This is a genomic window from Segatella maculosa OT 289, assembly GCF_000243015.1.
Lineage (GTDB): Bacteria > Bacteroidota > Bacteroidia > Bacteroidales > Bacteroidaceae > Prevotella > Prevotella maculosa.
Genome location: NZ_JH594501.1, coordinates 328479 through 351786, shown reverse-complemented (window position 1 = coordinate 351786; position 23308 = coordinate 328479). Strand labels below are relative to the sequence as shown.

Genomic DNA, 23308 nt, shown 5'->3' with positions numbered 1-23308 from the left:
AGAGGATTTTGCGTCTACGGGAATAAGATATAGTCGGTCTTGGTGCCGAACGCTCCCACATTGGGAACGGCATGTATCAACTTCAGCGTGGCCATCTTTGTGCTCTCATCGTAGGTTCCAGCAATACCGGAGCCATTGACACCATCTGCAGTGACCTTCACATCGTCTTTTTCATTGCCACACACCCAAACCTTTCCATATTTTGAATGCTTCCAAGCGGGTTGGGCCGGAACAGTCACCACGCCTTTCTCATCAATCGTAAACTTGATGTCGTAGTCGTAACCGTTTTCCGCGTCAGCCAACAGCACATAGTTGGTACTGTATGAGCGCACAATCAGTTTTGGCTGTTTACCAAACATACCCAAAGCAACCGTTACATTATGGGTCTTGTAGCGGATAATATTATAGGTTATCTCCGGCAGACCGTAGATAAAGGCGTCTTTTGAAGCCACGGCAATATTTACCTTTTCTGATTTTCCTGCGGGCATATTGAAAGTTACCTCAACGTTCTTGGCCTTTTCTCCGGCAGCAAACTTCACATCAGTCGGTGCTTTGAAGAGTTTATTATCACTTGACAAGGCAACCGTCTGCGCCCCGGCTGAGTTGGCACGAGCCACGCGCACAATGAGCTTTTGAGCCTGATCTTCAGTAAACTTAACGGTATCAGACTTTGGTGCAACCAAGTATGCGTTGCCACCTGTATCAGATGGTGCCGGTTCATACTTATAATCGTCTGAGCAGGCGCTTAAGCTTGCAATACACAAGCCGAGCAATACTGCGAATGAATATTTCAGCATCTTTTTCATTTCCTTTTCCTTTATGAAATACTTATTTAATGTACTACAGGAGTATAACGACTCGAGGGGTCAGGATTGTTATAGCCTTTGACCGCACTGTTGTTGTTTTCCTCGGTTATAACAATACAGAGATTCATCCAAGCCGGCCGCCCGTTGGTGTTGTAACGGCCGAGTTCATAGAAGTTTGTGCCTGCGTAACCACGTTTGACAGAGTAGTTCAGACGTTTGATATCGAAGAAACTCTGTCCTTCACCCCAAAGTTCTACGCGCTTCTGGAAGACGATCTCTTCAATAATAGCATCTTTGTCCGTGAGTAGGCAATTGTAGTTTGCATCACGTGTCTGCATGATATTATTCAAAACCGTCTTTGCATCGGCAAGCTTATTCTGCTGGGCCGCAGCCTCGGCTTCGATGAAATACATCTCTTCGACGCGCATCAAAGGATAGGCACAGGCCGCAGCAACGGAAGACTCGCCGTCGTTACCTTGACCCGGACGGAACTTAATGGAAGCATAGGTCGATAGTGCTGTCTTGTAAGAAGCCTTTAAGTAGGGAACTTGGCCGGCCAAAGGGCTGGAAGCCGGGGCTTTCCAATAAAGTTTACGCCAGTCAGTATCACTGATGCGGTCATAGAGTTCCTTTCCTATCATACAATGCACAGCGCCTGCACCGTTATAACCGAACGTCGTCTCGTTTGACATCCATGAGGTCCAGTTAAGAATACCTGTCTTCACCGTTATAGCGTCTGCAGTCTGGTTAGAACCCCACATCCAAGGAGCGGTCGTATTGAAACCTGTTGTCGGGTTCAAGGCAACAGCTTTAGTCACAGGAGTCACCTTTGCAGCAGCAATGGCCTTCTTTGCATACTCCTCAGCCTTGGCATAGTCCTCGACCCACATATAGAGCCGGGCCTTCAAACCATAGACACAGGCCTTGTCGGGCAGGGTATTATCGCGTGTGTCGGTCAGCTTGTCAATGTTTTGCTCAGCATTATTCAAGTCTCCTTCAATGAATTTCTTCATATCTTCACGTGTAGCACGAGGATTCTTGCGAGCATCTTCCTTGCTCATACCGGCTTTTACGATAGGACAAGTCAGGTTTGTGACCACGTTACCATCGCTATTCTTGCCGTCAGGAAACTTTTCGTTCGGCAAAAACTCATACATACGAGCCATATCCAGATAGAACATCGCACGGAAAGCATAGGCTGCCCCAAGATAACCTAACTGTTGAGTGGTTGCCGTTCCCGGGTCTACGGCGAGGATAAGGTTGTTGGTTGTCAGCACCATCTTGTAGAAATAGTTCCAAATAAACTGTGTCACGGCATAGTCTCTTCCGATACCAGAGCATTCTATCCACTGCGCATATTGGTTATAAGCACGTTCCGACAGCGCCTCGTCGGCCGTCATTACGTCTCTGATTTTCATGATAGAGCCATAGCCCCAGCTATAATGGTAACCACGATCCCAAACCGTATTCAATGATGACGGGATAGCACTCAATAGGGCTTCCGTCGCTGCAGAGGAACGTTGCATCTGATTGGTCGTCGCGTAGGAAGTAGCCGGCTCCGTCTCTTCTTCACACGAGGTGAAAGCAGAAAGAGACAAAACAAGCAGCCCCAAGCCCAAGATATATTGATTGATTTTTTTCATATTCTTTTCCTTTTCTATTATGATTAGAATGTTACTGTCAAGCCACCTGAAATGGAACGGATTGGCGAATAGTAGGCATTCGTGATGGAACCACTCTCGCTCTGCCGTGGGTCGAAGCCCTTACGCTTGGAGAATAACCACACATTATCACCCGTAACATAGACACGGATATTGGTCAAGCCGAGGTTGCGGACAACAGGTTTCGGCAACGTATAGCCCAAAGTGATGTTCTGCAAATTGAGATAAGAAGCCGAAGTCAGGAAGCGGTCGCTCTGTGCAGCCATGTATTTATCGTTGAAGTTCAAACGGGGAATACTTGAATTCCTGTTGGTCGGCGACCAAGCATCAAGGATATCGGCATGGATCGCACGGCCTCTGTCCAGGTTCATTCCACTTGCATAACCATTATCGTAAGCCTTTCCACCTAATTGATAAGTGAAGTCTACGGCAAAATCAAAGCCTTTCCAGCTAAGGTTCGTGCCGAAACCGCCGAATGCATCGGGGTTGGGGTCGCCACAAAGATACAGGTCTGCTTCACCTGTTGTCTTGACAGTTTCCTGACCGACAACCTTTGGGCGTGCACCATGGGTAGACTGATCGACCTTATTGCCGTTTGCGTCGTAGTAAATGGTCTTTCCATTCCCATCTTTCTCATATACATTTTTATAATAGAGGGCCTCACCAGTAGTTTGGTCTACGCCGGCATACTTGTATATATACCAAGTGTACATCGGTAGCTTCTCACCATAGAAGTAATTGCCACTCTGGTAACCTTGCTTTCCGTCCACTACCGCGTTTTTCTTTTCATCAGCCAATCTGATGATACGGTTCTTATTGGCGGTCATATTCAGGTGGGCCGACCATGTAAGGTCCTTGGTTCGGATGATGTCGCCCTGCAATTCGAATTCGACACCCGTATTGCGCATGTCTCCGATATTGTCATAGTAACCCGTGAAACCAAATGATGCCGGCAAGGTGTACCAAGAAAGCATATCGGTTGTCTTGCGGTTATAATACTCGATAGAACCTGTCAGGCGGCTCTTCAGCAAAGAGAACTCGACACCGACATTGAACTCGCCGTTCTTCTCCCAAGAGATCTTCGCATTACCCAACTGAAGCGGTGCAAGCGCAAGCTTTCCGTTAGAGTTCTGAATTCTGTAAGTAGTAACATAATTGTAATAACCAATGTCGTCATTTCCCTGTTCGCCGTAAGAAGCTTTCAGCTTCAGTTCGTCTACCCAGCCTACATGGAAGAACTTTTCCTTTGAGATGAGCCATGCACCACCCAAAGACCAGAAGTTACCCCAGCGATGGTCGGGATCGAAGTAAGACGAAGCATCACGGCGATATGACAGTGAAGAGAAATATTTGTTGTCATAGCTATATTGTGCACGGCCGAAGAAACCTTCCGTGTTGTATTCAGACGTGGACGAAGTAGCAATGGCACTGGTCGTTACGGCAGCACTCAACTCGACAATACTGTTGAGGAACATGTTATTGTTGTGGCCGGCCAGCGTCGTTATGCGGCGATGGTAGTATTCATGGCCGAGCATTGCTTCAACATCATGCTTGCCAAACTGACGATGCCAGTTGAGCAACTGCTGATAGTTGTAGGTCCAAGTACGTCCATGGCTTACATCGGCCATACCATTTGAAGAAGAATATTGGCCGAACCAAGGATTCCTGCTTGATTGCGCACGGTATTCATCATCATAGACGCTGTTGGTAGAAGTGAACTTGAAGTCAAAGGGGAGATTAATTTCCACCGTACCGGTTGCACTGAACGTGTTACCTTCGTTATAGTTCTTGTTCACCAATGCATCGGAAAGCGCATTACTACCTCCCATATAAGGACGTTCCAAACCAAGGAGGCTCTTCTTTTCGCCATAGTCATAGGTCCAGCCACCCGAAGCCTCATGGCGGATTTTGTTGCCTTGGGCATCACGAATGAACAGCGGATAGATAGGAGATATTCTTGATGCAGCAAAGACATTACCGGAGGCATTAGCCTCACCATCAGAACCTAATTGATTCGCATTGTAGTGTGCATAGTTCATGTTGACACCAAACTTCAGCCATGGTTTGAACTGATAGTCGGCTTTCAAACGCGATGTGAAACGCGCATAATCAGAGCCAATGGAGATACCTTTCATGTTCAGATAGTTGGCCGAAGCATAGAAAGAAGACCGCTGGGTGCTGCCCGCACCCGTCACGGTGTACTCCTGACGCAGCGCATGACGATAGATATTGTCGAGCCAATTGTCTGGAGTCAAGAGGTATTTTCCACCATCCGTGCCCGTCATGACGCGGCCTAAAGTGGCATTAGGATTGAGCTTTCCATTCATACCAATCATGTTCTGACCCGTCGGAACGGTGTAGACATTGTAGTTAAGACCGTAACTGTCGCTCGCTGTCAAGTGCTGATTGGCAAACGCATTGGCCTGTACTGCACTGTAACCATAGGTATCACGGGCATAATTATAAAGACCTTTGTACCATGTTTCATAGTAACCTGCAGGGTCGTTTATATAATTATAGTCGGGCACCTGACGTGAGTTCACACCCCATTTTGCATCAACTGTGACGGTTGCATTGCCAGAACGACCGTTTTTCGTTGTAATGATGACCACGCCATTGGCACCACGTGCACCATAAAGAGCGGCGGCGGCGGCCTCTTTCAATACAGTCATACTCTCAATATCCGTAGGAGCAATAATGTTGATATCACCATCATAAGGCATTCCGTCAACAACATAAAGCGGAGAACGGGCCGCATTAATCGAACCGATACCACGGATACGAACCGTCGGAGCCGTGCCCGGCTGACCCGAAGCCTGTGTAATCTGCACACCCGAGACCTTGCCACGCAAGGCTTCTACGGCGTTCGTGGTCTGCACCTTTGCGATATCTTCGGCCTTTACGACTGCAGCAGAACCCGTAAACGACGATTTCTTGGCCGTTCCATAGGCAACAACCATCACTTCGTCCAAGGTCTTGTCATTCGAATCCAAGGTGATGTTCATCTTCGAAGCTGCCTTGACCGTCTTATTTTGCATACCGATATAAGAAATCTCCAAGCGCGAGCCGGCCGGTGCAGACAGTGTAAACCGTCCATTTGCATCGGTCATCGTACCCGTATTGGTACCTACGACCCGGATAGAAGCCCCAATAACGGGCTCACCATCTTCACTTGAGACAACGGTTCCGGAAATTTGTGTTTGAGCCAAAGCTATTCCAAAACTTAGGAATAGGCCGGCCAAAAACAGCATTAGTCTTTTTTCCATAAAATCTCTCTCTTTGTTTAATTTAATTATAATGTTTGTCTTTTCTTTGCTCAACTTTTTGGGCCGCCCCGTCTCTATATCCGGCAGGCTTCATCTTTCTGTCCGGCACGGAAGCGAAGCCGTTTTACGAACGAACTTTGGCCGGAAGTCAACTTTATCTACGCATATTGGAATGCAGAAATGAAATGAGCTTGTTCTCTATTCAATTAATAAAAATATCTTAAACGCGTTATGCTAAACAGTCACAAAATTAAATAATGTTTAGAATATAGCCAAACTTTTTCTGCAAAAAGTTAGTTTCAGACCTTGAATTTAACATAATCACTTGCTTTTTCCTGCATTTTTGTTACGAATTAAAAGTTTTAACTACCGCATTGAAGCGTTTTGTGCTGTCAATATCAAAAAACAAAAGAGTGTTAACAGGCTGCTTGAGCGGACGCACGAGCCGTGCGTCCCTACATACTTATAGCGTTTTACACTCAAAAACAGGCAGTATATGAGGGGAATGTAGGGACGCACGGTTCGTGCGTCCACCCAATATAGTTGATAAGTAGACCAATTTATGGGTTGACGAGTAGGCAATCATCGGCCATAAACAGGCCGTTTGAGCGGACGCACGAGCCGTGCGTCCCTACATGTTTATAGCATTTACATACGAAAACAGGCAGTATGTGAGGGGAATGTAGGGACGCACGGTTCGTGCGTCCCCTCAATATAGTTGATAAGTAGACCTATTTACGGGGTGACGAGTGGTCAGTAATCGACCGTAAACAGGCCGTTTTTAAAACCGGGACAGGTTCTTCCAAAAATATGCGGCAGTAGAATCGGCCGTTAACAGGCAACCTTTGAAATCTATTCAAAGGCTATTGAAAATCAACAACTTATATCTTGCTTTCCAATCTCACCCATATTGCCGCACAATATGGCCCATATTACTGCGCAATCTCACCCATTTTATCGTGCAATATGGGTGAGATTGGAAAGCAGGATTACTGTTCATGTAAATCCGGATAGCCGTTTATGTGAAACTGATAACGGTTTGTGTCGGCTCACCCCCGCTTTTTTCGTCGCTCTTAGTCACCTGATTGCCGGCTGCCTGATTACGTATTTCCTCCAACATCTGGCTGGTGCGCTTGTAAGTGGGAGTGCTTTCGACGGCGAGAATGACGTCTTCATTGTCGAGATCTTCGGGCCTGAAGAGGAATATACGAGGGCGACGCTTGTATTGGTTGTTCTTTCCGATGTTGCCATAGTAGTGACCTCGACGCTCATCGCGCTCTGCCCGGCGTTCCTCTTCCTGTGCCATTCGGTCGGCTTCTTCCTGCGTATGCTTCTTCAGATGACTGTCCATGCCGTCCACATCTTCTATTCCGAAGCCGGTGGCAAGGAGGGTCACCTTCACTTTCTGGCCCAATTCGGGGTCGATAGCCAGCCCCCATTTGATTTCAAAGTCGCTGCCGAACTTCGCCATGAAGTCGTTGACATCGTTCATTTCTTCCATCATCAGGCCCGACTTCTCGTTCTTTTCGTTGCTGAATCCAATGCTCAGGAGTATCTTTTTGGCGTTGAAGATGTCGTTGTCGTTGAGCAACGGCGAGTTAAGGGCATCTTCTATGGCATGCTTCACACGGTTTTCTCCCTCGCCGTATCCCGTGCTCATGATAGCCACGCCACCGTCTTTAAGGACCGTTTTCACATCGTTGAAGTCGAGATTCATATAACCGTCGTAGGTAATAATCTCTGCAATGCTCTTCGCAGCCACGCTTAATGTGTCGTCGGCTTTGCCGAATGCGTCGAGAAGCGTAAGGTCGGGATAAATCTCTCGCAGCCGTTCATTGTTGACAACCAGCAGGGCATCGACGTGTTTTGCCATCTCTTCGACCCCGTCGAGTGCCTGATCAATCTTGCGATCGCCCTCGAAACGGAACGGAATCGTAACGATACCGACCGTCAAGATGTCTAATTCTTTGGACACACGAGCAATAACCGGCGCCGCACCGGTGCCCGTTCCGCCCCCCATTCCGGCCGTGATGAAGGCCATTCGTGTGCCGTCTCCGAGCATATACTTGATGTCATCGATGGTCTCTTCGGCTGCCTGACGGGCTTTCTCGGGCCTGTTTCCCGCGCCAAGACCTTCTTTTCCAAGTTGCAAGTGCACGGGAACTGGCGAGTTGTTAAGGGCTTGTCGGTCGGTATTACAGAGCACGAATGACACCTCATGTATGCCTTCTCGGTACATATGATTAACGGCATTGCCGCCTCCACCGCCTACTCCTATCACCTTGATGATGCTGCTTTCCTTTTCAGGTTCCACGAAATCCAATTCCGTCGGCTTGTTATTTGTGTCAATCATAACGTCAAATGATTATATATCCGAAACTATTTTACTGCTTATTCATCTTCAGAAATCATCTTACCAAAGAAGTTCTTGAGCTCTCTGAAGATTTTATGAGAGGTGCTGTTTTCCCTTCTTTCCTTAGCCAAGCGGGCCTCTTCTGCACGCAAAGCCTCGCGTTCAGCCTCCAATTCTTCGTCTTTCCTGCGGCGTTCCTCGGCCTCGGCCTTTTGCTTTTCGGCCTCCGTGCGCACCACTCCGCTGCCGGTTGTCTCGTTCAACGTGCGTGCTTTCTGGTGCAGTTCGTCTGTGGTTGCGGTGGTTTTCGCCTCGGGTGCGCCGGTGAAAAGGTCGCTGTTGATTTCCGGTCCGGCGCAATTCATGTCGCCTTTTGCCAGAATTCCGAGCACAGTATTCATCGTTCCGTCATGCGCATTGATGGCATCATTCGTTGAATTTATGGTCAATGTGACAAACTTAGCTATGCGAATTTTGTCGATATGTGTGTGATTTCGGAACGCAATCTCAATGTTTTTGAGGTTCGATCCGCCTCCGGTAAGAATGATACCCCCCAAGAGATTGTCGGCATATTCGGCTGGAACTTGGAACCAAACATTCTCGATTATCTCCTCAACACGGGCCTCAACGACCTCTATAAACTTGCGACTTTCAACCTGACGTTCGGCATCTATGGAGAGCATCAGGCTGTTATCGATGTCGTTGTTGTCTGTATATGCACTGGCATATTTGAGCTTCATCTTTTCGGCATCAGCCTCTTCCATCTGCAAAGAGGCGATGTCTTTGGTGATGTTGTTGCCACCCAACGGGATAACGGCCAGGTGACGGAGAATATTTTTGTAGTAAACGGAGACCGTAGTGCTCTCTGCTCCGAGGTCAACCAGCACGCAACCGGACCGCTTTTCGGCCTCGCTCAGCACGCTATCTGCCAGCACCATCGGGGCAAGATACATCTCGGCGATAGCTATACCGGCCTGATCGAAACACTTGTTGAGGTTGCGATAGAAGGTTTTATGCCACAGAATGTTGAGGAAATTGCCTTCCAAACGGTTGCATTGTATGCCGACCGGGTCGAGTTGATACTGTTGATCGAGTTTGTATTCCTGTGTGGCTGCCTCTAAAATCTCGCGGTCCGGATAGCTCATCATGCGATTGGCATCCATCAATTGATTGACCATTTCCTGCGAAACTACCGTATCTTCGGGAACTTCCTTCACGATAACGTTGCGCACACTGCGTATGGATTGCCCGCCAACGCCCACATACACATGGGCAATATCGGTCCTCAGAGCAGTCTTGAGTTTCGTGATGATATTGGAAAGACACTGCACGGTCTTGTCAATGTTATACACAACGCCCTTGCGAATGCACTGTGTGGAGTCTTCTCTGACTACAGCCAACACCGTAATACTGCCGTCGAGGTTCTTCTTTCCGGCTATACCGGTGATCTTGGTTGACCCCAGTTCGATAGCAACAATAAATTCTGCCATGCTCTTTTCTTTATCTATTCAACTTCTGTTTCTTCTTTTCTTCGGGCTTCTTTGGCCCATTTTCTGACTTTTCCGAGGCTTTGTTCTTCTTCGGTTCGGCTTTTTTCGCAGACGTTTTAGCCTCATCTCGCTTGTCCTCTGCAGCCTTTTTCTTCGGCTCGGTCTTTGTTTTTGCGGTCCCGGGAGCCGCAACTGGAGCCTCTTCTTGTTCGAGATCATGGGCATCGATCACCCCTCCTACAGCGTCACTCTCTGCAACTGCCTCAGCAACACTCTCCGTTTCGTCGCGCTTTCCGTCTTTTCGTTTGCAGATAATCTGGTTATCGAACTCGAGATTGATGTAGCTATAGCGGTTCCAACCGGCTTGCGAAAGCCCGTATTTATAGAACTTTTCAAGGCGATTCATCTTCTTATCGACAAACGAAGTCACAGCTTCCATGCGCTTGGCTCTGCTCTTTAGGGACGGAAGCCGGCCCAAATAAACAATGTGATCTCCCACTCTTGGCACCAGTTCGACGCCTAAATCGGGTAGCACATTGATTTGTTCAATCTGGTTACGCCACAGTTCTTGAGACATCAACTCCTTGCTTAAAGGCGATATATATTCGGTGGCAAACCGCTTATTGATGTTTCCTGTGGCAATGATCAGGTCGGAAGTGTAATGCGAATTGGGCATGATGCAGTCGTTGTCGTCCAGATAATAGTCGTCGCCATTGGCGGCTTTGATTCTGACGACAGGCATTCGCTGGGTCAACGCAATGTTCACTTCGCCGCTTTGTGTCTTATAACACTGGGCCGTTTTCACGAAAGGACTGGCCGTTAGCGTCTCTTCCATCTTGCGAAGGTCCACATACTTCATCGGTTTTTCAAGCGGATAGAGATGCGTTTTCTCCAATCTTTCCTTGATTTCCCGGGTGTTGATGAAGCCATTGGTGGCCTCATCCTGAATGTTGATGTTTACTTTTGTGCACAAACGGACTGTCTCATCGGGCTTATTAAAGGCCGTAAAGGCCAGTATCAGATATGTTCCAATGAGCATATCTGACGCAACGATGAAAGTCTTTTTCCAGTTTATGCGCATTCGTCAGGCCGTTTTTATGTTTTACTTTCAATGATTTTGGCAATCTGCGGCACGTAGTTTTCGAGGTTACCTGCGCCAAGAACCACGAGCACATCAAAGTCGTGACCCTTCACATAGTCGAGAACTTCGTCCTTTTTTATCAGAGATTTCTCCACACCGGGCTTGAGATTGTCATAGATAAGCCTGCTTGTCACGCCCTCGATTGGCTCTTCTCGCGCCGGATAAATCTCCGTTAAGACCACCTCATCGAACAAACTCAGCGCGTCGGCAAACTCATGATAGAAGTCACGCGTACGCGTATAGAGATGCGGTTGGAAGATGGCTGTGAGCTTACGGCCCTTGAAAAGCTCCCTCAAACTCTTGGCACTCTGCAACACTTCCTTGGGGTGATGCCCGTAATCTGACAGGAACACGTGCCTATTATTCTTGATTTTGAAGTCGAACCTACGCTCAACACCATTGTAAGTCCGCATGCCATAGCGTAGCTCTTCGGCTGTACATCCATTCAATTGTGCCATAGCCATGGCCGCAATCCCATTCTCGATGTTAATCGGAATGGGTTGTCCAAGGACGATATTCCCAACGTTTTCAATCGGAGAAACAAAGTCGAAGCTGATTTCTCCGTTCTCTATTGTGATGTTTTCTGCATGGAAATCGCCCGCTTCACGGCTGTATTCATACACTTTAACGCCTGCTTGTACGTTCGGTTTCATCTCCAAATCCTTGTGAATAACAAGTGCTCCGCCGGGCTGAATAAGCTCCGTATAGTGGCGAAAGCTTTCAAGATAGGCCGCTTTTGTACCGTAGATGTCTAGGTGATCGGGGTCGGTTGCGGTGATAACACTCATCCATGGGCGCAGCCAATGAAAGCTTCTGTCGAACTCATCGGCCTCTATGACGACGTAATCGCTGTCTGAAAGAATGTAATTCGTACCGTAGTTCTTCGATATTCCACCAAGGAAAGCGTTGCAACCGATGTGACTCTGGTGCATGATATGCGCACACATCGTCGAAGTTGTAGTCTTTCCGTGCGTCCCGGCAAAGCATAATCCCTTGTGACTGCGGGTCAATGTGCCCAAAACCTGTGCGCGTTTCTGGATTACAAATCCTCTTTCTTGGAAGAACTTCAGCTCTTGATGCTCCGCAGGAATGGCGGGAGTATAGACCACCAACGTCGTTTGTGGGTTCTTGCAGGCGTGCGGTATCTCGTCGATATTCTCTTCATAGTGAAGCAACATGCCCTCTTTTTCAAGCTGATGTGTGAGGGCCGACGGTGTCTTGTCATAGCCCGCGACCACCAATCCCCGCTTGATGAAGTATCTTGCAAGGGCACTCATGCCAATTCCTCCGGCCCCGATGAAGTACAAGGCCTTTATATCTTTCAGTTCCATATATTTCTTTTTGCTGTCTTTATCTTGTTGCTAACTTGATGACTTCGTCGGCAATGATGTCGGCGGAGTCCTTTAATCCGAGTTTCAATATGTTTTCTTCCAGTGCTTTCAGCTTGGCTTCGTCGCCGACGGCCTGGATTGCCGTCCGCAAAAGCACGTCGGCGGCCTCGCTGTCTTTTACATATAGGGCCGCATTCTTATTGACCAAGGCCATGGCATTCTTGGTTTGATGGTCTTCGGCCACGTTGGGCGAGGGCACAAGGACAACGGGTTTGCCTATCAAACAGAACTCACTGATGCTGCTCGCCCCTGCACGACTGATGACAAGGTCGGCTGCTTTGTAGGCTGCTCCCATGTCGCTGATGAAGTCGATTGCCCGAAGATTGGGCAGTTCCTCACCCTCTAACCGTTCCTTAATGGCTTCATAATACACCTTACCTGTCTGCCAAATGAACTGAACATCGCTCTGTCCGACGAGGTCAAGATGCTGCAATATGCTCTCATTGATGGTACGTGCGCCCAGACTTCCACCCACGATGAGAATCGTTTTCATGTCGGGAGCGAGCCCGAACAGCTGCCGTGCCTCTGCAACGGAGTATTTTGAGTCGAGCACGTTCTGCCGAACAGGATTGCCGGTCAATATGATTTTGTCGGCAGGAAAGAAGCGTTCCATTCCCTCATAGGCCACACATATCTTCTCGGCTTTCTTGGATAAGAGTTTATTTGTGACGCCGGCGTAGGAGTTTTGCTCCTGAATCAGGCACGGAATACCCCACTTTGCGCACACATTCAACATGGGACCGCTGGCATATCCGCCCACTCCGACGGCCGCCATCGGCTTGAAACGACGTACAATTCCGCGGGCCATGCACTCGCTCCTCAAGATTTTGAAGAGCACAATGAAGTTCTTAAGCAGGTGTTTGCGGTCGAAACCGCAGATAGGAAGCCCCTTTATCTCGTATCCGGCAGCCGGAACACGCTGCATTTCCATACGTCCCAAGGCTCCCACAAAGAGTATATTGGCATCCGGTCGCTTAGCCTTGATGGCATTGGCAATGGAGATTGCCGGGAAGATATGGCCTCCCGTTCCGCCTCCACTAATGATGATTCTCAACTCATTATCCATTTCTCACGATTTAATATGATAGTGCAAAAGTAATGATTTTTTTTAGTTTATATTCATTTTGCATTCTATTTATTGTTAAAGACGGCCCGACGCGCATCACGCCTGTGCTGCAACCGGCTGCGGTTTTGGCTTCGGAGACTCGCCTTTCTTCTTGGCCGAGCGGCTCACACTCAGGATAACTCCCACGTAGATGCAGTTGATCATCGACGATGTTCCACCCTTGCTGATGAGCGGAAGAGGCTGCCCGGTGACCGGAACAAGCCCAACGGCCACGCACATGTTGAATAAAGCCTGCGACACGAGCAGCAAAGCGAGTCCCATGGCCAGCAAGGCTGGAAAATTATTCTCGCATCGGCTGGCGATACGACCCGTGCGAAAGAGGAGCATAATGTAGAGAACAGCCACGGCAACGGCCCCTTCTATGCCCAATTCCTCAATGATGATGGCATAGATGAAGTCGGAGAACGCCTGCGAAAGGAAGTCGCGTTCGACACTGTTTCCCGGACCTTTGCCCACCACATTGGCCGAAGCAATGGCGATATTTGCATGGGCCACCTGCGCATCCTTGTCCAAATCGACCTCTTCGGGCGTGGGTTCCTTGGGCGAAGCAAACTTGTCTATGCGCGATTTCCACGTGTCGGCGCGGTGGAATATCTTGCCCAATGCGCCCTCTTCACGGTCGTCTTTCACCTGTTCTGTCAGTTTCTTGTCGGTATTTTCCTGCGTATTGTCCTTGCCAATCAGCATGATTCCGGCGAAAACAACCAGCATGAAGCTCGCCGTAATGCCCACGAGTTTGCCCAATTGTCGCATGGGTACGCGTCCGATAACCATCAACAAGAAGATGACAACGCACAACAATGCGGCCGTGGAAAGGTTTTCCATGCCGATAAGAGGAATGATAAAGCCACACACAATGAGTATGAATTTGAAGGCTCTTTGGTCGGCTCCGTGGTCAGTTTGCATGGCACTGAGGATCTGAGCCGTTGCCAATACGAGCGTACCTTTGGCTATTTCCGAGGGTTGGAACTGGATTCCGACGAAGCTAACCCATCGTTGTGCGCCGTTGGTTGCCTGACCTGCGAAGAGAACCCAAATCAAACTGATGAACGAAATGGGTAACATAAAGGGGGTAACTGCCTTGAAATACTTGCACTGAATGTTCAATGTTACGATCATACAGCATATACCTAAGAACAGAATTCCTATGTGTTTGATGAGCGGAGAGAAGTAACTTCCTCCCTTATACGTAAGCTCTGAAGAGGCCGAAAACACCTCTACGACGCTGATAATGCACAGAAAGAAGAAGATCATCCAGACGACCTTGTCTCCCTTGAAGATATTACTTAGCGTTTTATTGTTCATCAGTTATAAAAAATAATACCCACTCCGGCCCTCCAAACACCCACCCCGACCCTCCCAAAGGGAGGGAATGCGAACAGAGGAAGCCTCCCCCGCCCCCTCCAAAGGAGGGGAGAGCGAGCTTGCAGGGCTTTGATTATGAATGATGCATTGTGAGTTATGAATTAAACATTATATCTTGTAAATTAAATACGGTGAGTTATGAATTAAATTCCGCGGTGATTGATAATCAATATATTACACCTTGTCGTCTAATATGGGCCATTTCGTCTTCCAATATGCCCCATTTTGTGCGATGATATCAGCCATTTTACTGCCCAATATCACCCATATTGCACGCCAATATGGCCTATATTGCAACGTTGTTTCTATATAACTGCAAACCAATTGCTTAGGAACCCTTTCTCAAAAGTATTGCCCCAACCTCACTCTCCCCTCCTTTGGAGGGGTTGGGGGAGGCTCCCTCTACTCGTTCTCCCTCCCTTTAGGAGGGTTAGGGTGGGTATTAGAGAGGGTGTTGGGAGGAGGCTTTATATTCCTTTTCTACAGCCCTCTCACCATTTCCTTAAACATATTGCCTCGCTCTTCCATGTTGTGGAACAGGTCGAAGCTGGCACAACAGGGACTCAGGAGCACAGTGTCGCCCGGCTGCGCCATTTCGTTACAGGCCCGAACGCAGTCTTCCATACTGTGCGTGTCACGGACCGGGAGCCCCAAACTGTCGAAGTTATCGTGCAGTTTTTGGTTGTCGGCACCGAGATAAACAAGGCCCCGACACTTCTTTTTCACGAGTTCTTTGATGGGAGTATAGTCGTTTCCCTTGTCTTTTCCACCCAGAATGAGGACTGTCGGCGTTGTCATGCTCTCCAAAGCATACCAACATGCATCGACATTCGTGGCCTTCGAGTCGTTGATATACTGCACGCCTCCGACCTTGCATACCTTTTCCAAGCGGTGTTCCACGCCCGGAAAGTCGCCCAGACTCTTGCGGATTATCTCCTTTTTTATGCCGGCAATGTTTCCTGCAAGGCCTGCTGCAAGACTGTTATAGATGTTATGTTTGCCCGTAAGTGACAGCTCTTCCTGCTCCATATTGAATGGAGTGGGATACTCAAGTCGGTATTCTCCACTCTCGATATAGCCGATGGAGCCTTTCTCTTTCAGCTCTGAAAACGGACAAGCCACGGCTTTTATCTCGAACTTTTCAAGCTCTTTGCGAATCACAGGGTCGTCGTTCCAATAGATAAAGCTATCATTCGGGGTTTGATTTTGGAGGATACGCATCTTCGCATCGGCGTAGTTCTCGAACTTGTTTTCGTAACGATCGAGATGATCGGGAGTGATATTGAGGAGTATAGCGATGTTGGCATGGAAGTCATACATGTTATCCAATTGGAAACTACTCAGCTCTATGACGTAGTAATCATGCGGATCTTCGGCCACTTGAAGGGCCAAACTCCGACCGATATTGCCTGCCAATCCAACGTCATATCCCGCAGATTTGAAGATATGAAAGATGAGAGAAGTGGTTGTGGTTTTGCCATTACTGCCCGTGATACACACCATTTTGGACCGCGTATAGCGTCCCGCGAACTCTATTTCGCTGATGATATGCGTGCCTTGAGCCATGAGTTTGCGCACCATCGGCGCCTCTTTCGGAATACCGGGACTCTTGATTACTTCGTCGGCTTTGAGGATTTTGGCTTCCGTGTGCTGCCCTTCTTCCCACGCAATGCCGTGGTCGTCGAGGAGTTTCTTATATTTATCCTTAATCTCCGACATGTCGGAAACGAACACATCGAAACCTTTTTTGCGAGCCAAAACGGCTGCTCCGGCACCGCTTTCACCGGCACCTAATATAACGATTCTACTCATATTATCTGACTTTTAGGGTGATGATGGTGAGTGCAGCAAGGATAATCGTGATGATCCAAAAGCGAATGGTGATCTTTGATTCATGCTTTGCGCTGTGTGGACGCGTCAAAAGATACTTGCAATCCGGGTCGAGTTGGTCGTCGGTGACGCGGAAATTGTCGTGTATGGGTGTCCGTTTGAACACGCGTTGTTTGATGCCTCGATGCTTACCTATTTTGTAATAGTAAACCTGAATGATGACACTTAGGCTTTCAACAAAGAAGATTCCGCAAAGTATGGGCAGCAATAATTCCTTGTGAATGATAATGGCACTCACTGCAATAACGCCGCCAATGGTCAGCGATCCCGTGTCACCCATGAACACTTGTGCAGGGTAAGCGTTGTACCAAAGGAAGCCTATTAGCGCCCCAATAAAGGCACTTAGGAAGACAACCAGCTCTTCGCTCTGGGGTATATACATGATATTGAGGTAGGCAGCAAGCTGAATATGACTGCTCACATAGGCCAAAATACCGAGCGCAACGCCAATGATGGCCGAGTTTCCGGCACACATTCCGTCCATACCATCGTTGAGATTGGCCCCGTTGCTGACGGCCGTCACTACCAAGATGGTCATGATGACGAAGAGAATCCAGCCTGCCGCCACCTTATGACGACCGCAGAAACTCATCAGATTGCTGTAGCTGAGGTTATGACCTTTCACAAACGGAATGGTTGTCTTCAATGATTTGTGGGCTTCGGCCCGGTGCTTGACGACCATTTCCCGGCCCTGTCGCTCGATGGCGATATTCTCGTTCATCTTCACATCGGGCGACATCCACAGCACAAGTCCCACGATAAGGCCGATACCAACCTGTCCGATGATTTTGTATTTGCCTTTCAATCCCTCCTTATCGCGGCGGAATATCTTGATATAATCGTCCATTCCACCGAGGAACCCCAGCCAAACAGTGGTGATGATCATCAGTATCAAATAGATGTTACGCAGTCGTCCTAAGAGCAAAACCGGCACAAGTATGGACATAATAATAATGACTCCGCCCATCGAAGGCACGCCGATTTTCTTCACACCAAAGGGATCTATGGACGCATCGCGCTGGGTTTCGGTAATCTGTTTCGCCTTCAAATACTTGATAAACTTCTCACCAAACCATGCTGAAATGGCCAGCGAAAGAATCAAAGCGAGCAGCGCACGGAACGAAATATAGCCCCACATGTGGGAACCACTGATGCCGTATTGCTCAAGAAACCTGAAAAGATAGTACAACATGTTATTGATTTTAGAAACCGATTTATGCTTTGAAGATGTCGTGGAGCACTTCCTTGTCGTCGAAATGATGCTTCACGCCCTTGATTTCCTGATAGTCTTCGTGGCCTTTTCCTGCAACAAGCACCACATCTCCACGCTTTGCCATCATACAAGCCGTTCGAATGGCCTCCTTACGGTCGACGATGGAGATGACTTTCCGCAGCTGTTGGTCATTCAATCCGGCCAGCATATCGTTGATAATCGCCTGCGGTTCCTCGAAACGGGGATTGTCACTGGTGATGATAACCCTGTCACTTTGCCTCACAGCTTCTTGTGCCATAAGAGGTCGTTTGCCCTTATCACGGTTGCCACCTGCGCCACATACGGTGATGACATGACCCTTTCCGTCGAGCACTTCGTGTATGGCATTGAGCACATTTGCCAGTGCATCGGGCGTATGGGCATAGTCAACGATGGCCGTAAAGCCCTCGGGTGACCGGATAGGTTCAAGACGTCCGCTGACACTATGCAGCGTACTGAGCACCAACAATATATCTTCGGGCTTCTTGCCCAGCATGACTGCTGCGCCATAAACGGCCAGAATATTGCTCACATTGAACTTGCCAATGAACTGAACACCGACTTCCCGGCCGTCAATCTCAAGGTACATACCTTCGAAATGACACTCCAATATGCGGGCGCGGAAGTCGGCCAGTGTGCGAGTTGAATAGGTCTTGACGGTTGCTTTGGTGTTCTGTACCATCACCATTCCGTTCTTATCGTCGGCATTGGTAATGGCAAAAGCGTCTTTAGGCAAGCCATCGAAGAAGGCTTTCTTGGCATTACGGTAGTTTTCGAACGTCTTATGATAGTCCAAATGGTCGCGGGTGAGATTGGTAAACAAGCCACCTGCGAACTTCAGTCCGCCGATACGCTTCTGGTGGATAGCATGACTGGAGCACTCCATAAAGGCATATTCGCAGCCGGCCTCGACCATCTTGGCCAACAATTCGTTGAGTTCTATGGGGTCAGGAGTTGTGTGATCGGCCGGTATAGGCTGGTCATCTACATAATTACATACCGTAGAAAGCAAGCCGACCTTATGGCCAAACTTACGGAACATATTATATAATAAGGTGGCAATCGTGGTCTTTCCGTTCGTTCCCGTCACGCCGACGAGCTTCAATTTTCTTGAAGGATCGCCGTAAAAAAGCGTTGCAACCTTGCCGGCAGCATCTTCCGTAGAGGCTACCTGCACATAGGTTACGCCCCCAACCGGCTCGGGAAGGTCTTCGCAAAGAATGGATTTGCCCCCGAGTTCTATGGCTTTGGCAATGAATTGATGGCCGTCTACTTGCGTACCTTTCATGGCTATGAACAGATGACCGGCTTTAATCCTGCGCGAATCAATGTTCACACCCGTGATTTCTACTTCGGCATCACCGACAATCTTTATCGGATGGATGTTCTTGAGGACTTCGTTTAGTTTCATATTCTCATGTATTGCTGTTTCTTTTTAATCCAAAACGAGGGTTATTTTTTCCCCCTTCTTGATGAAATGGCCAGGTTCCAAACTTTGTTGAATCACCTTTCCACGTCCTAAAACGGTTGTCTTTACGCCACGACTTTCCAAAAGATAGACGGCATCGCGGGCCCCCATGCCGGTTACGTCAGGGACATATTTAGAGCGATGTATGCGTTCTCGCACCAAAAAAACCGTGTTATTGTGGTTCTTACTCTCTGCCTTTCCCCAAACAGGATTACCATCTGCATAGCTACCACTCCAGTTCTTGTTGGTGGAAATGCCCAAATGACTGAGCACATAGTCGGCAGCAAGAATGTTACCGGCTTTCACATCGGGAACCAATATCGATGAAGCATCGCGGGCATCTACCACATCTAACTTCAGACTTTGGGCCATAATGCCTTCTGCGATATTGTGGAATACGACACCACTCATGCCACCTCCGCTGGCCGGAAGCCCCGATTTCTGAATACAAACGATGCAACTATAGCGCGGAGCATCAGCAGGAAAATAACCGGCAAAACTCAAAAGATAATTAGTTCCGCCGCTTTTATAACCCTGAGCTCCCTTTGACATCTGTGCCGTTCCCGTCTTTCCAGCCACTCGAAATGAGGGAGAACCGGCCTTCTTTCCAAGTCCTTGGCTGACCACATGGTCGAGAATGGTTTGTATTTCGCGCAATGTCTTCTCCTTACAAATGCTTGCCCGCATCACTTCGGGTGGAAAATCCATAATCACTTCTCCGTTCTTGACCACCTGTTTAACAAAGCGTGGTCGCATCATGCGACCGTTGTTGGCAATCGCATTATAGAAAGTTAGCGTCGAAATTGGCGGCACCTGTGTTTCATATCCAATGCTCATCCAAGGCAAAGCCGTGTGGCTCCAGTTCACCCACTCACCTCTTTCGTTCTTCTTAGGCATACGAATTCGCGCCGGAGAAGCACCCACTAAAGGAATTTGAAGATTATCTGCAAGTCCCGTACGATAGATGCCTTGAACGAACTTTTCAGGGTTATTACGATAATAATCATCGATGATTCGACTCACACCTATATTGGAACTGACCATCAACGTCTGTGGTAATGTCAGTACACCATAGCCACCTCGTCGCCAATTATGGTCTTTCATCTCACGTCCATACATCGTCCATATGCCCGTTCCCGTGTTGACTCGGTAGCTTGTATCGACCACTCCGTCGTCAAGGGCAGTCATGATAGATGCCGTTTTGAACACAGATCCCGGTTCAAGAAGGTCGCTAACGGCATGGTTATGTATCTCTCTATACTTGCCATCTACGCACTTTTCCATATTAACAATGGCCTTTATGTCGCCCGTTTCCACTTCCATAACGATGGCAACCCCCACGTTTCCATTGATTAATTTCAGCTCTTCTATGACCGAACGTTCGGCTAAATCCTGCATACCTACATCGATTGTCGTCACGATGTCTGCACCATCTATCGGTGGCGTATCCATGATATTGAGAAACCGATTGAGCACTTTTCTGCGGTGAATGATACCATTTGAACCTCTAAGAATAGAATCATAAGAAAGCTCCAAACCAAAGCGGGCAGTGTCTTTTGCGCCAAACATGGCCCCAATTGTACGTCCTGCTAACGAACCATAGCTACGCTTTCGAGCGTTATATTCCTCGACATGGAAGCCGCTTTTGTTTTGAGAAAGACAAAATATCGGTAGTGCTTTCACCTCTATATACGTGTTATAGTCCACACGCTTGCTCCAAATCGGCCAATGACGACTTTGCTTTTTGAGCCCCATGGCAAGATCCTTCTTAAACGCAACGACTGACTTTCCTGGGAAGATACGGTTCAATCCCATGCAAACGGAGTCCACTTTGGTATGCCAAAGAGAATCGTTCTTGGCATCATGCAACGCCTTGAAGTCCATAAAGAGCTTGAATTCCGGCAACGAACTTGCCATCAATTGTCCGTCACAACTTAGGATATTGCCACGTATCGGCTTTACGCTTACACTGTCTTTCTTCACTCTATCGGCCACTTTCAACCAGTAATCGCGCTTGGCAGTCATAAGATATAGCGTCTTGCCTATCACCAATACAGCTATCATCGTCATTAAAATGGCGATGGCACTGTACCTCGGCATAACCTTATTACTGTCAAATTTGCTCATTCTTTCGGCACATTAATGATATAAGGAGGCTGACTTGCAATTTTCAACACACTGTCCTTGTTGTGCTTCAACAGCTCCAACACATGGCTCTCACGGCTCTTTTCCGTCAGTTGACTGCTACTTGAGAGGGCTTTATATTTTGCATCCTGCAATTCATTTTGCAGTTTATCGATTTCTATCAAGTCGTGCTGAACACTGTAACGATTGGCAATATACACCATAAGGAAGGCCGTAATGAGCAGAAACACGCCTATCTGATGGCGTATAGTTTGCGTCGTCAGGATATCACCACCAAGGATTTTCTTCAAAGTAAAGTTGAAAGCCTGTGGCGATTCTTCTTCCGTTGCCTGCGTTTGAATGACCTCTTTCAGCGTGGGAGCACTGTCATCAACCGCCGTTCTGACCTCACTTCTCACCTTTACAGACTCCTGTAATGTCTTCACAGCCTCATCCGTTCCGACTCCTCCGGCAGTTTTCGGCTGTCCGATTCGGTTATCTCCTTTGCTATTTATATCGTTATTCATCGTTTCTCTGCAATTCTTAGTTTAGCACTTCGGCTCCTTGGGTTCTCCCGCTGTTCATCTTCTGAAGGAACAATCACTTTGTTGTTCACAATATTGAACGGTGTCTCGACCCTTCCGTAGAAGTCTTGCACCCTTTCCCCCTCTGCATTACCGGTCTTCATCACGTTCTTTACGATACGGTCTTCCAACGAATGATAGGTGATGATACTCAACCTACCTCCCGGTTTCAGTAATGTCGTGGCCGATTGCAACATTTCTTTCAAGGCATCCATCTCGTGATTGACTTCTATTCTCAATGCTTGAAAGAGCTTGGCCATGTCTTTTTTCTCACGTTCGCGCCTGAAAATAGGTTCCACAGCCTGCAGGAATTCCTGTGTTGTTGCAATGCGCTTCCGTGCCCGCATGGTACATAATGCAGCGGCTATACGGCGCGATTGCTTCAGTTCCCCATAGAGATAGAACACGTTGGCCAATGCTTCTGCGTCATAATCATTCACGATATCGGCTGCCGTTTTGCCTGCTCTTTTGTTCATACGCATGTCCAATGGCGCATCAAAACGAAAGGAAAAGCCACGGCTTTCATCATCGAAATGATGGCTCGAAACGCCTAAATCAGCCAGTAATCCATCAATCTGTACCACACCATAATAGTGCATCCAGTTTCTCAGATAACGAAAATTACTCCTCACAAAGGTGAAGCGTATATCGTCAACGAACCTTTTTCCTGTGCCACCCCTGTGATTGATGTTCTGTTCTGCATCAGTATCCTGATCAAAACCATACAGATGCGCCTTGCCATCAAGCCGAGACAAAATCTCACTACTATGTCCTCCGCCACCGAAAGTAACGTCTACATAAATACCATTCGGCTGAATGTTCAGCCCGTCTACACTCTGTTTCAAGAGTACCGGCACATGATATGTCTCCACGGTCCGTATTATCTTCGGGACGTTTCCCCTTTGCATGCCGTCTTGCTTCATTCTGTTTCCTCCCCGTTCTGCCCCATCAATTCCTGCAAGGCACTACCGAAATCGGCCGGTTCGACAAAAGGTGTATCGCAACGTTCCTTGCTCCATATCTCAATCGTGTCGTCCACGCCGATGAACTTCAGCTCTTGTTCGATGCCGGCCAGCTTCAAATACCGCTTCGGAATAAGGAAACGACCATTCCCATCTAGCGTAACGACCTCGGCATCCGACACATACTGGCGGAAAATCTGCCATTGTTTCTTGTCCCATCTGTTGAGCCGTTGGCGCAGAATATCAAGCTGTTCGTTCCACACCTGCTCAGGATAAAGCACCAAACATTGCTCATATACGTCTTTGCGCAACACCAAACGGTCCTCGCCCGACACCTGAAGTGCCTTGCGAAACACGGCCGGCAGAAAGGCCCTTCCCTTCGTATCGGCTTTCGCTTCTATGTTTCCTAAAAAGCGCACACGTACATTA

At 48.1% G+C, this 23308-nt stretch carries 16 protein-coding genes; all 16 read right to left on the bottom strand.

The features are described from left to right. Positions 1-14: 14 nt before the first annotated feature. Positions 15-806: a hypothetical protein gene (locus HMPREF9944_RS03565; protein ID WP_044113305.1), complete on the bottom strand. Its 792-nt coding sequence runs from the start codon at positions 804-806 to the stop codon at positions 15-17. Between the two features lie 26 nt (positions 807-832). Further along, on the bottom strand, positions 833-2449 hold the full coding sequence (locus tag HMPREF9944_RS03560; protein WP_008564495.1) for a RagB/SusD family nutrient uptake outer membrane protein: 1617 nt from the start codon (positions 2447-2449) through the stop codon (positions 833-835). 23 nt (positions 2450-2472) lie between these two features. Next, positions 2473-5733 carry a SusC/RagA family TonB-linked outer membrane protein gene (locus HMPREF9944_RS03555; protein WP_244861105.1) on the bottom strand — a complete coding sequence of 1087 codons (3261 nt, stop codon included), beginning with the start codon at positions 5731-5733 and terminating at the stop codon, positions 2473-2475. A gap of 1018 nt (positions 5734-6751) precedes the next feature. Then, on the bottom strand, positions 6752-8086 hold the full coding sequence (gene ftsZ / locus HMPREF9944_RS03550) for a cell division protein FtsZ (protein WP_008564491.1): 1335 nt from the start codon (positions 8084-8086) through the stop codon (positions 6752-6754). 38 nt (positions 8087-8124) lie between these two features. Beyond that, the gene (gene ftsA / locus HMPREF9944_RS03545; protein ID WP_008564490.1) at positions 8125-9576 is read right to left on the bottom strand and encodes a cell division protein FtsA; all 1452 of its coding nucleotides are present in this window, start codon (positions 9574-9576) and stop codon (positions 8125-8127) included. Between the two features lie 10 nt (positions 9577-9586). Next, positions 9587-10657: a cell division protein FtsQ/DivIB gene (locus tag HMPREF9944_RS03540; RefSeq protein ID WP_008564487.1), complete on the bottom strand. Its 1071-nt coding sequence runs from the start codon at positions 10655-10657 to the stop codon at positions 9587-9589. Between the two features lie 14 nt (positions 10658-10671). Next, positions 10672-12048, bottom strand: coding sequence for a UDP-N-acetylmuramate--L-alanine ligase (locus tag HMPREF9944_RS03535; RefSeq protein ID WP_008564485.1), 1377 nt, complete (start codon positions 12046-12048; stop codon positions 10672-10674). 19 nt (positions 12049-12067) lie between these two features. Beyond that, complete coding sequence (murG, locus tag HMPREF9944_RS03530; RefSeq protein WP_008564484.1) at positions 12068-13174, bottom strand: undecaprenyldiphospho-muramoylpentapeptide beta-N-acetylglucosaminyltransferase; 1107 nt, start codon at positions 13172-13174, stop codon at positions 12068-12070. A gap of 96 nt (positions 13175-13270) precedes the next feature. Further along, positions 13271-14539 carry an FtsW/RodA/SpoVE family cell cycle protein gene (locus HMPREF9944_RS03525; protein ID WP_008564482.1) on the bottom strand — a complete coding sequence of 423 codons (1269 nt, stop codon included), beginning with the start codon at positions 14537-14539 and terminating at the stop codon, positions 13271-13273. 540 nt (positions 14540-15079) lie between these two features. Then, a complete protein-coding gene (murD, locus tag HMPREF9944_RS03520) occupies positions 15080-16411 on the bottom strand; it encodes a UDP-N-acetylmuramoyl-L-alanine--D-glutamate ligase (RefSeq protein WP_008564481.1) in 1332 nt (443 codons plus the stop codon). A gap of 1 nt (position 16412) precedes the next feature. Then, positions 16413-17681 (bottom strand): phospho-N-acetylmuramoyl-pentapeptide-transferase, encoded by a 1269-nt coding sequence (locus tag HMPREF9944_RS03515; protein ID WP_008564480.1) that lies wholly within the window; start codon positions 17679-17681, stop codon positions 16413-16415. Between the two features lie 22 nt (positions 17682-17703). Further along, complete coding sequence (locus HMPREF9944_RS03510; protein WP_008564479.1) at positions 17704-19152, bottom strand: UDP-N-acetylmuramoyl-L-alanyl-D-glutamate--2,6-diaminopimelate ligase; 1449 nt, start codon at positions 19150-19152, stop codon at positions 17704-17706. A gap of 24 nt (positions 19153-19176) precedes the next feature. Next, positions 19177-21336 carry a penicillin-binding transpeptidase domain-containing protein gene (locus tag HMPREF9944_RS03505; protein WP_044113304.1) on the bottom strand — a complete coding sequence of 720 codons (2160 nt, stop codon included), beginning with the start codon at positions 21334-21336 and terminating at the stop codon, positions 19177-19179. Further along, positions 21333-21860, bottom strand: a complete 528-nt coding sequence (locus HMPREF9944_RS03500; protein WP_008564477.1) for an FtsL-like putative cell division protein — start codon at positions 21858-21860, stop codon at positions 21333-21335. The genes HMPREF9944_RS03505 and HMPREF9944_RS03500 overlap by 4 nt, the downstream gene beginning before the upstream one ends. Continuing rightward, entirely contained in the window at positions 21857-22840 is a 984-nt protein-coding gene (gene rsmH / locus HMPREF9944_RS03495; RefSeq protein ID WP_008564476.1) for a 16S rRNA (cytosine(1402)-N(4))-methyltransferase RsmH, read from the bottom strand. The genes HMPREF9944_RS03500 and rsmH overlap by 4 nt, the downstream gene beginning before the upstream one ends. Further along, positions 22837-23298 carry a division/cell wall cluster transcriptional repressor MraZ gene (gene mraZ, locus HMPREF9944_RS03490; protein WP_044113303.1) on the bottom strand — a complete coding sequence of 154 codons (462 nt, stop codon included), beginning with the start codon at positions 23296-23298 and terminating at the stop codon, positions 22837-22839. Before mraZ ends, rsmH begins: the two co-directional genes overlap by 4 nt. Positions 23299-23308: the final 10 nt, after the last annotated feature.

Excerpts from the sequence above, each read along its gene's own strand:
- HMPREF9944_RS03565 (WP_044113305.1), bottom strand. The coding sequence starts at position 806 with ATGAAAAAGATGCTGAAATATTCATTCGCAGTATTGCTCGGCTTGTGT.
- HMPREF9944_RS03560 (WP_008564495.1), bottom strand. The coding sequence starts at position 2,449 with ATGAAAAAAATCAATCAATATATCTTGGGCTTGGGGCTGCTTGTTTTG.
- HMPREF9944_RS03555 (WP_244861105.1), bottom strand. The coding sequence starts at position 5,733 with ATGGAAAAAAGACTAATGCTGTTTTTGGCCGGCCTATTCCTAAGTTTT.
- ftsZ (WP_008564491.1), bottom strand. The coding sequence starts at position 8,086 with ATGATTGACACAAATAACAAGCCGACGGAATTGGATTTCGTGGAACCT.
- ftsA (WP_008564490.1), bottom strand. The coding sequence starts at position 9,576 with ATGGCAGAATTTATTGTTGCTATCGAACTGGGGTCAACCAAGATCACC.
- HMPREF9944_RS03540 (WP_008564487.1), bottom strand. The coding sequence starts at position 10,657 with ATGCGCATAAACTGGAAAAAGACTTTCATCGTTGCGTCAGATATGCTC.
- HMPREF9944_RS03535 (WP_008564485.1), bottom strand. The coding sequence starts at position 12,048 with ATGGAACTGAAAGATATAAAGGCCTTGTACTTCATCGGGGCCGGAGGA.
- murG (WP_008564484.1), bottom strand. The coding sequence starts at position 13,174 with ATGGATAATGAGTTGAGAATCATCATTAGTGGAGGCGGAACGGGAGGC.
- HMPREF9944_RS03525 (WP_008564482.1), bottom strand. The coding sequence starts at position 14,539 with ATGAACAATAAAACGCTAAGTAATATCTTCAAGGGAGACAAGGTCGTC.
- murD (WP_008564481.1), bottom strand. The coding sequence starts at position 16,411 with ATGAGTAGAATCGTTATATTAGGTGCCGGTGAAAGCGGTGCCGGAGCA.
- HMPREF9944_RS03515 (WP_008564480.1), bottom strand. The coding sequence starts at position 17,681 with ATGTTGTACTATCTTTTCAGGTTTCTTGAGCAATACGGCATCAGTGGT.
- HMPREF9944_RS03510 (WP_008564479.1), bottom strand. The coding sequence starts at position 19,152 with ATGAAACTAAACGAAGTCCTCAAGAACATCCATCCGATAAAGATTGTC.
- HMPREF9944_RS03505 (WP_044113304.1), bottom strand. The coding sequence starts at position 21,336 with ATGAGCAAATTTGACAGTAATAAGGTTATGCCGAGGTACAGTGCCATC.
- HMPREF9944_RS03500 (WP_008564477.1), bottom strand. The coding sequence starts at position 21,860 with ATGAATAACGATATAAATAGCAAAGGAGATAACCGAATCGGACAGCCG.
- rsmH (WP_008564476.1), bottom strand. The coding sequence starts at position 22,840 with ATGAAGCAAGACGGCATGCAAAGGGGAAACGTCCCGAAGATAATACGG.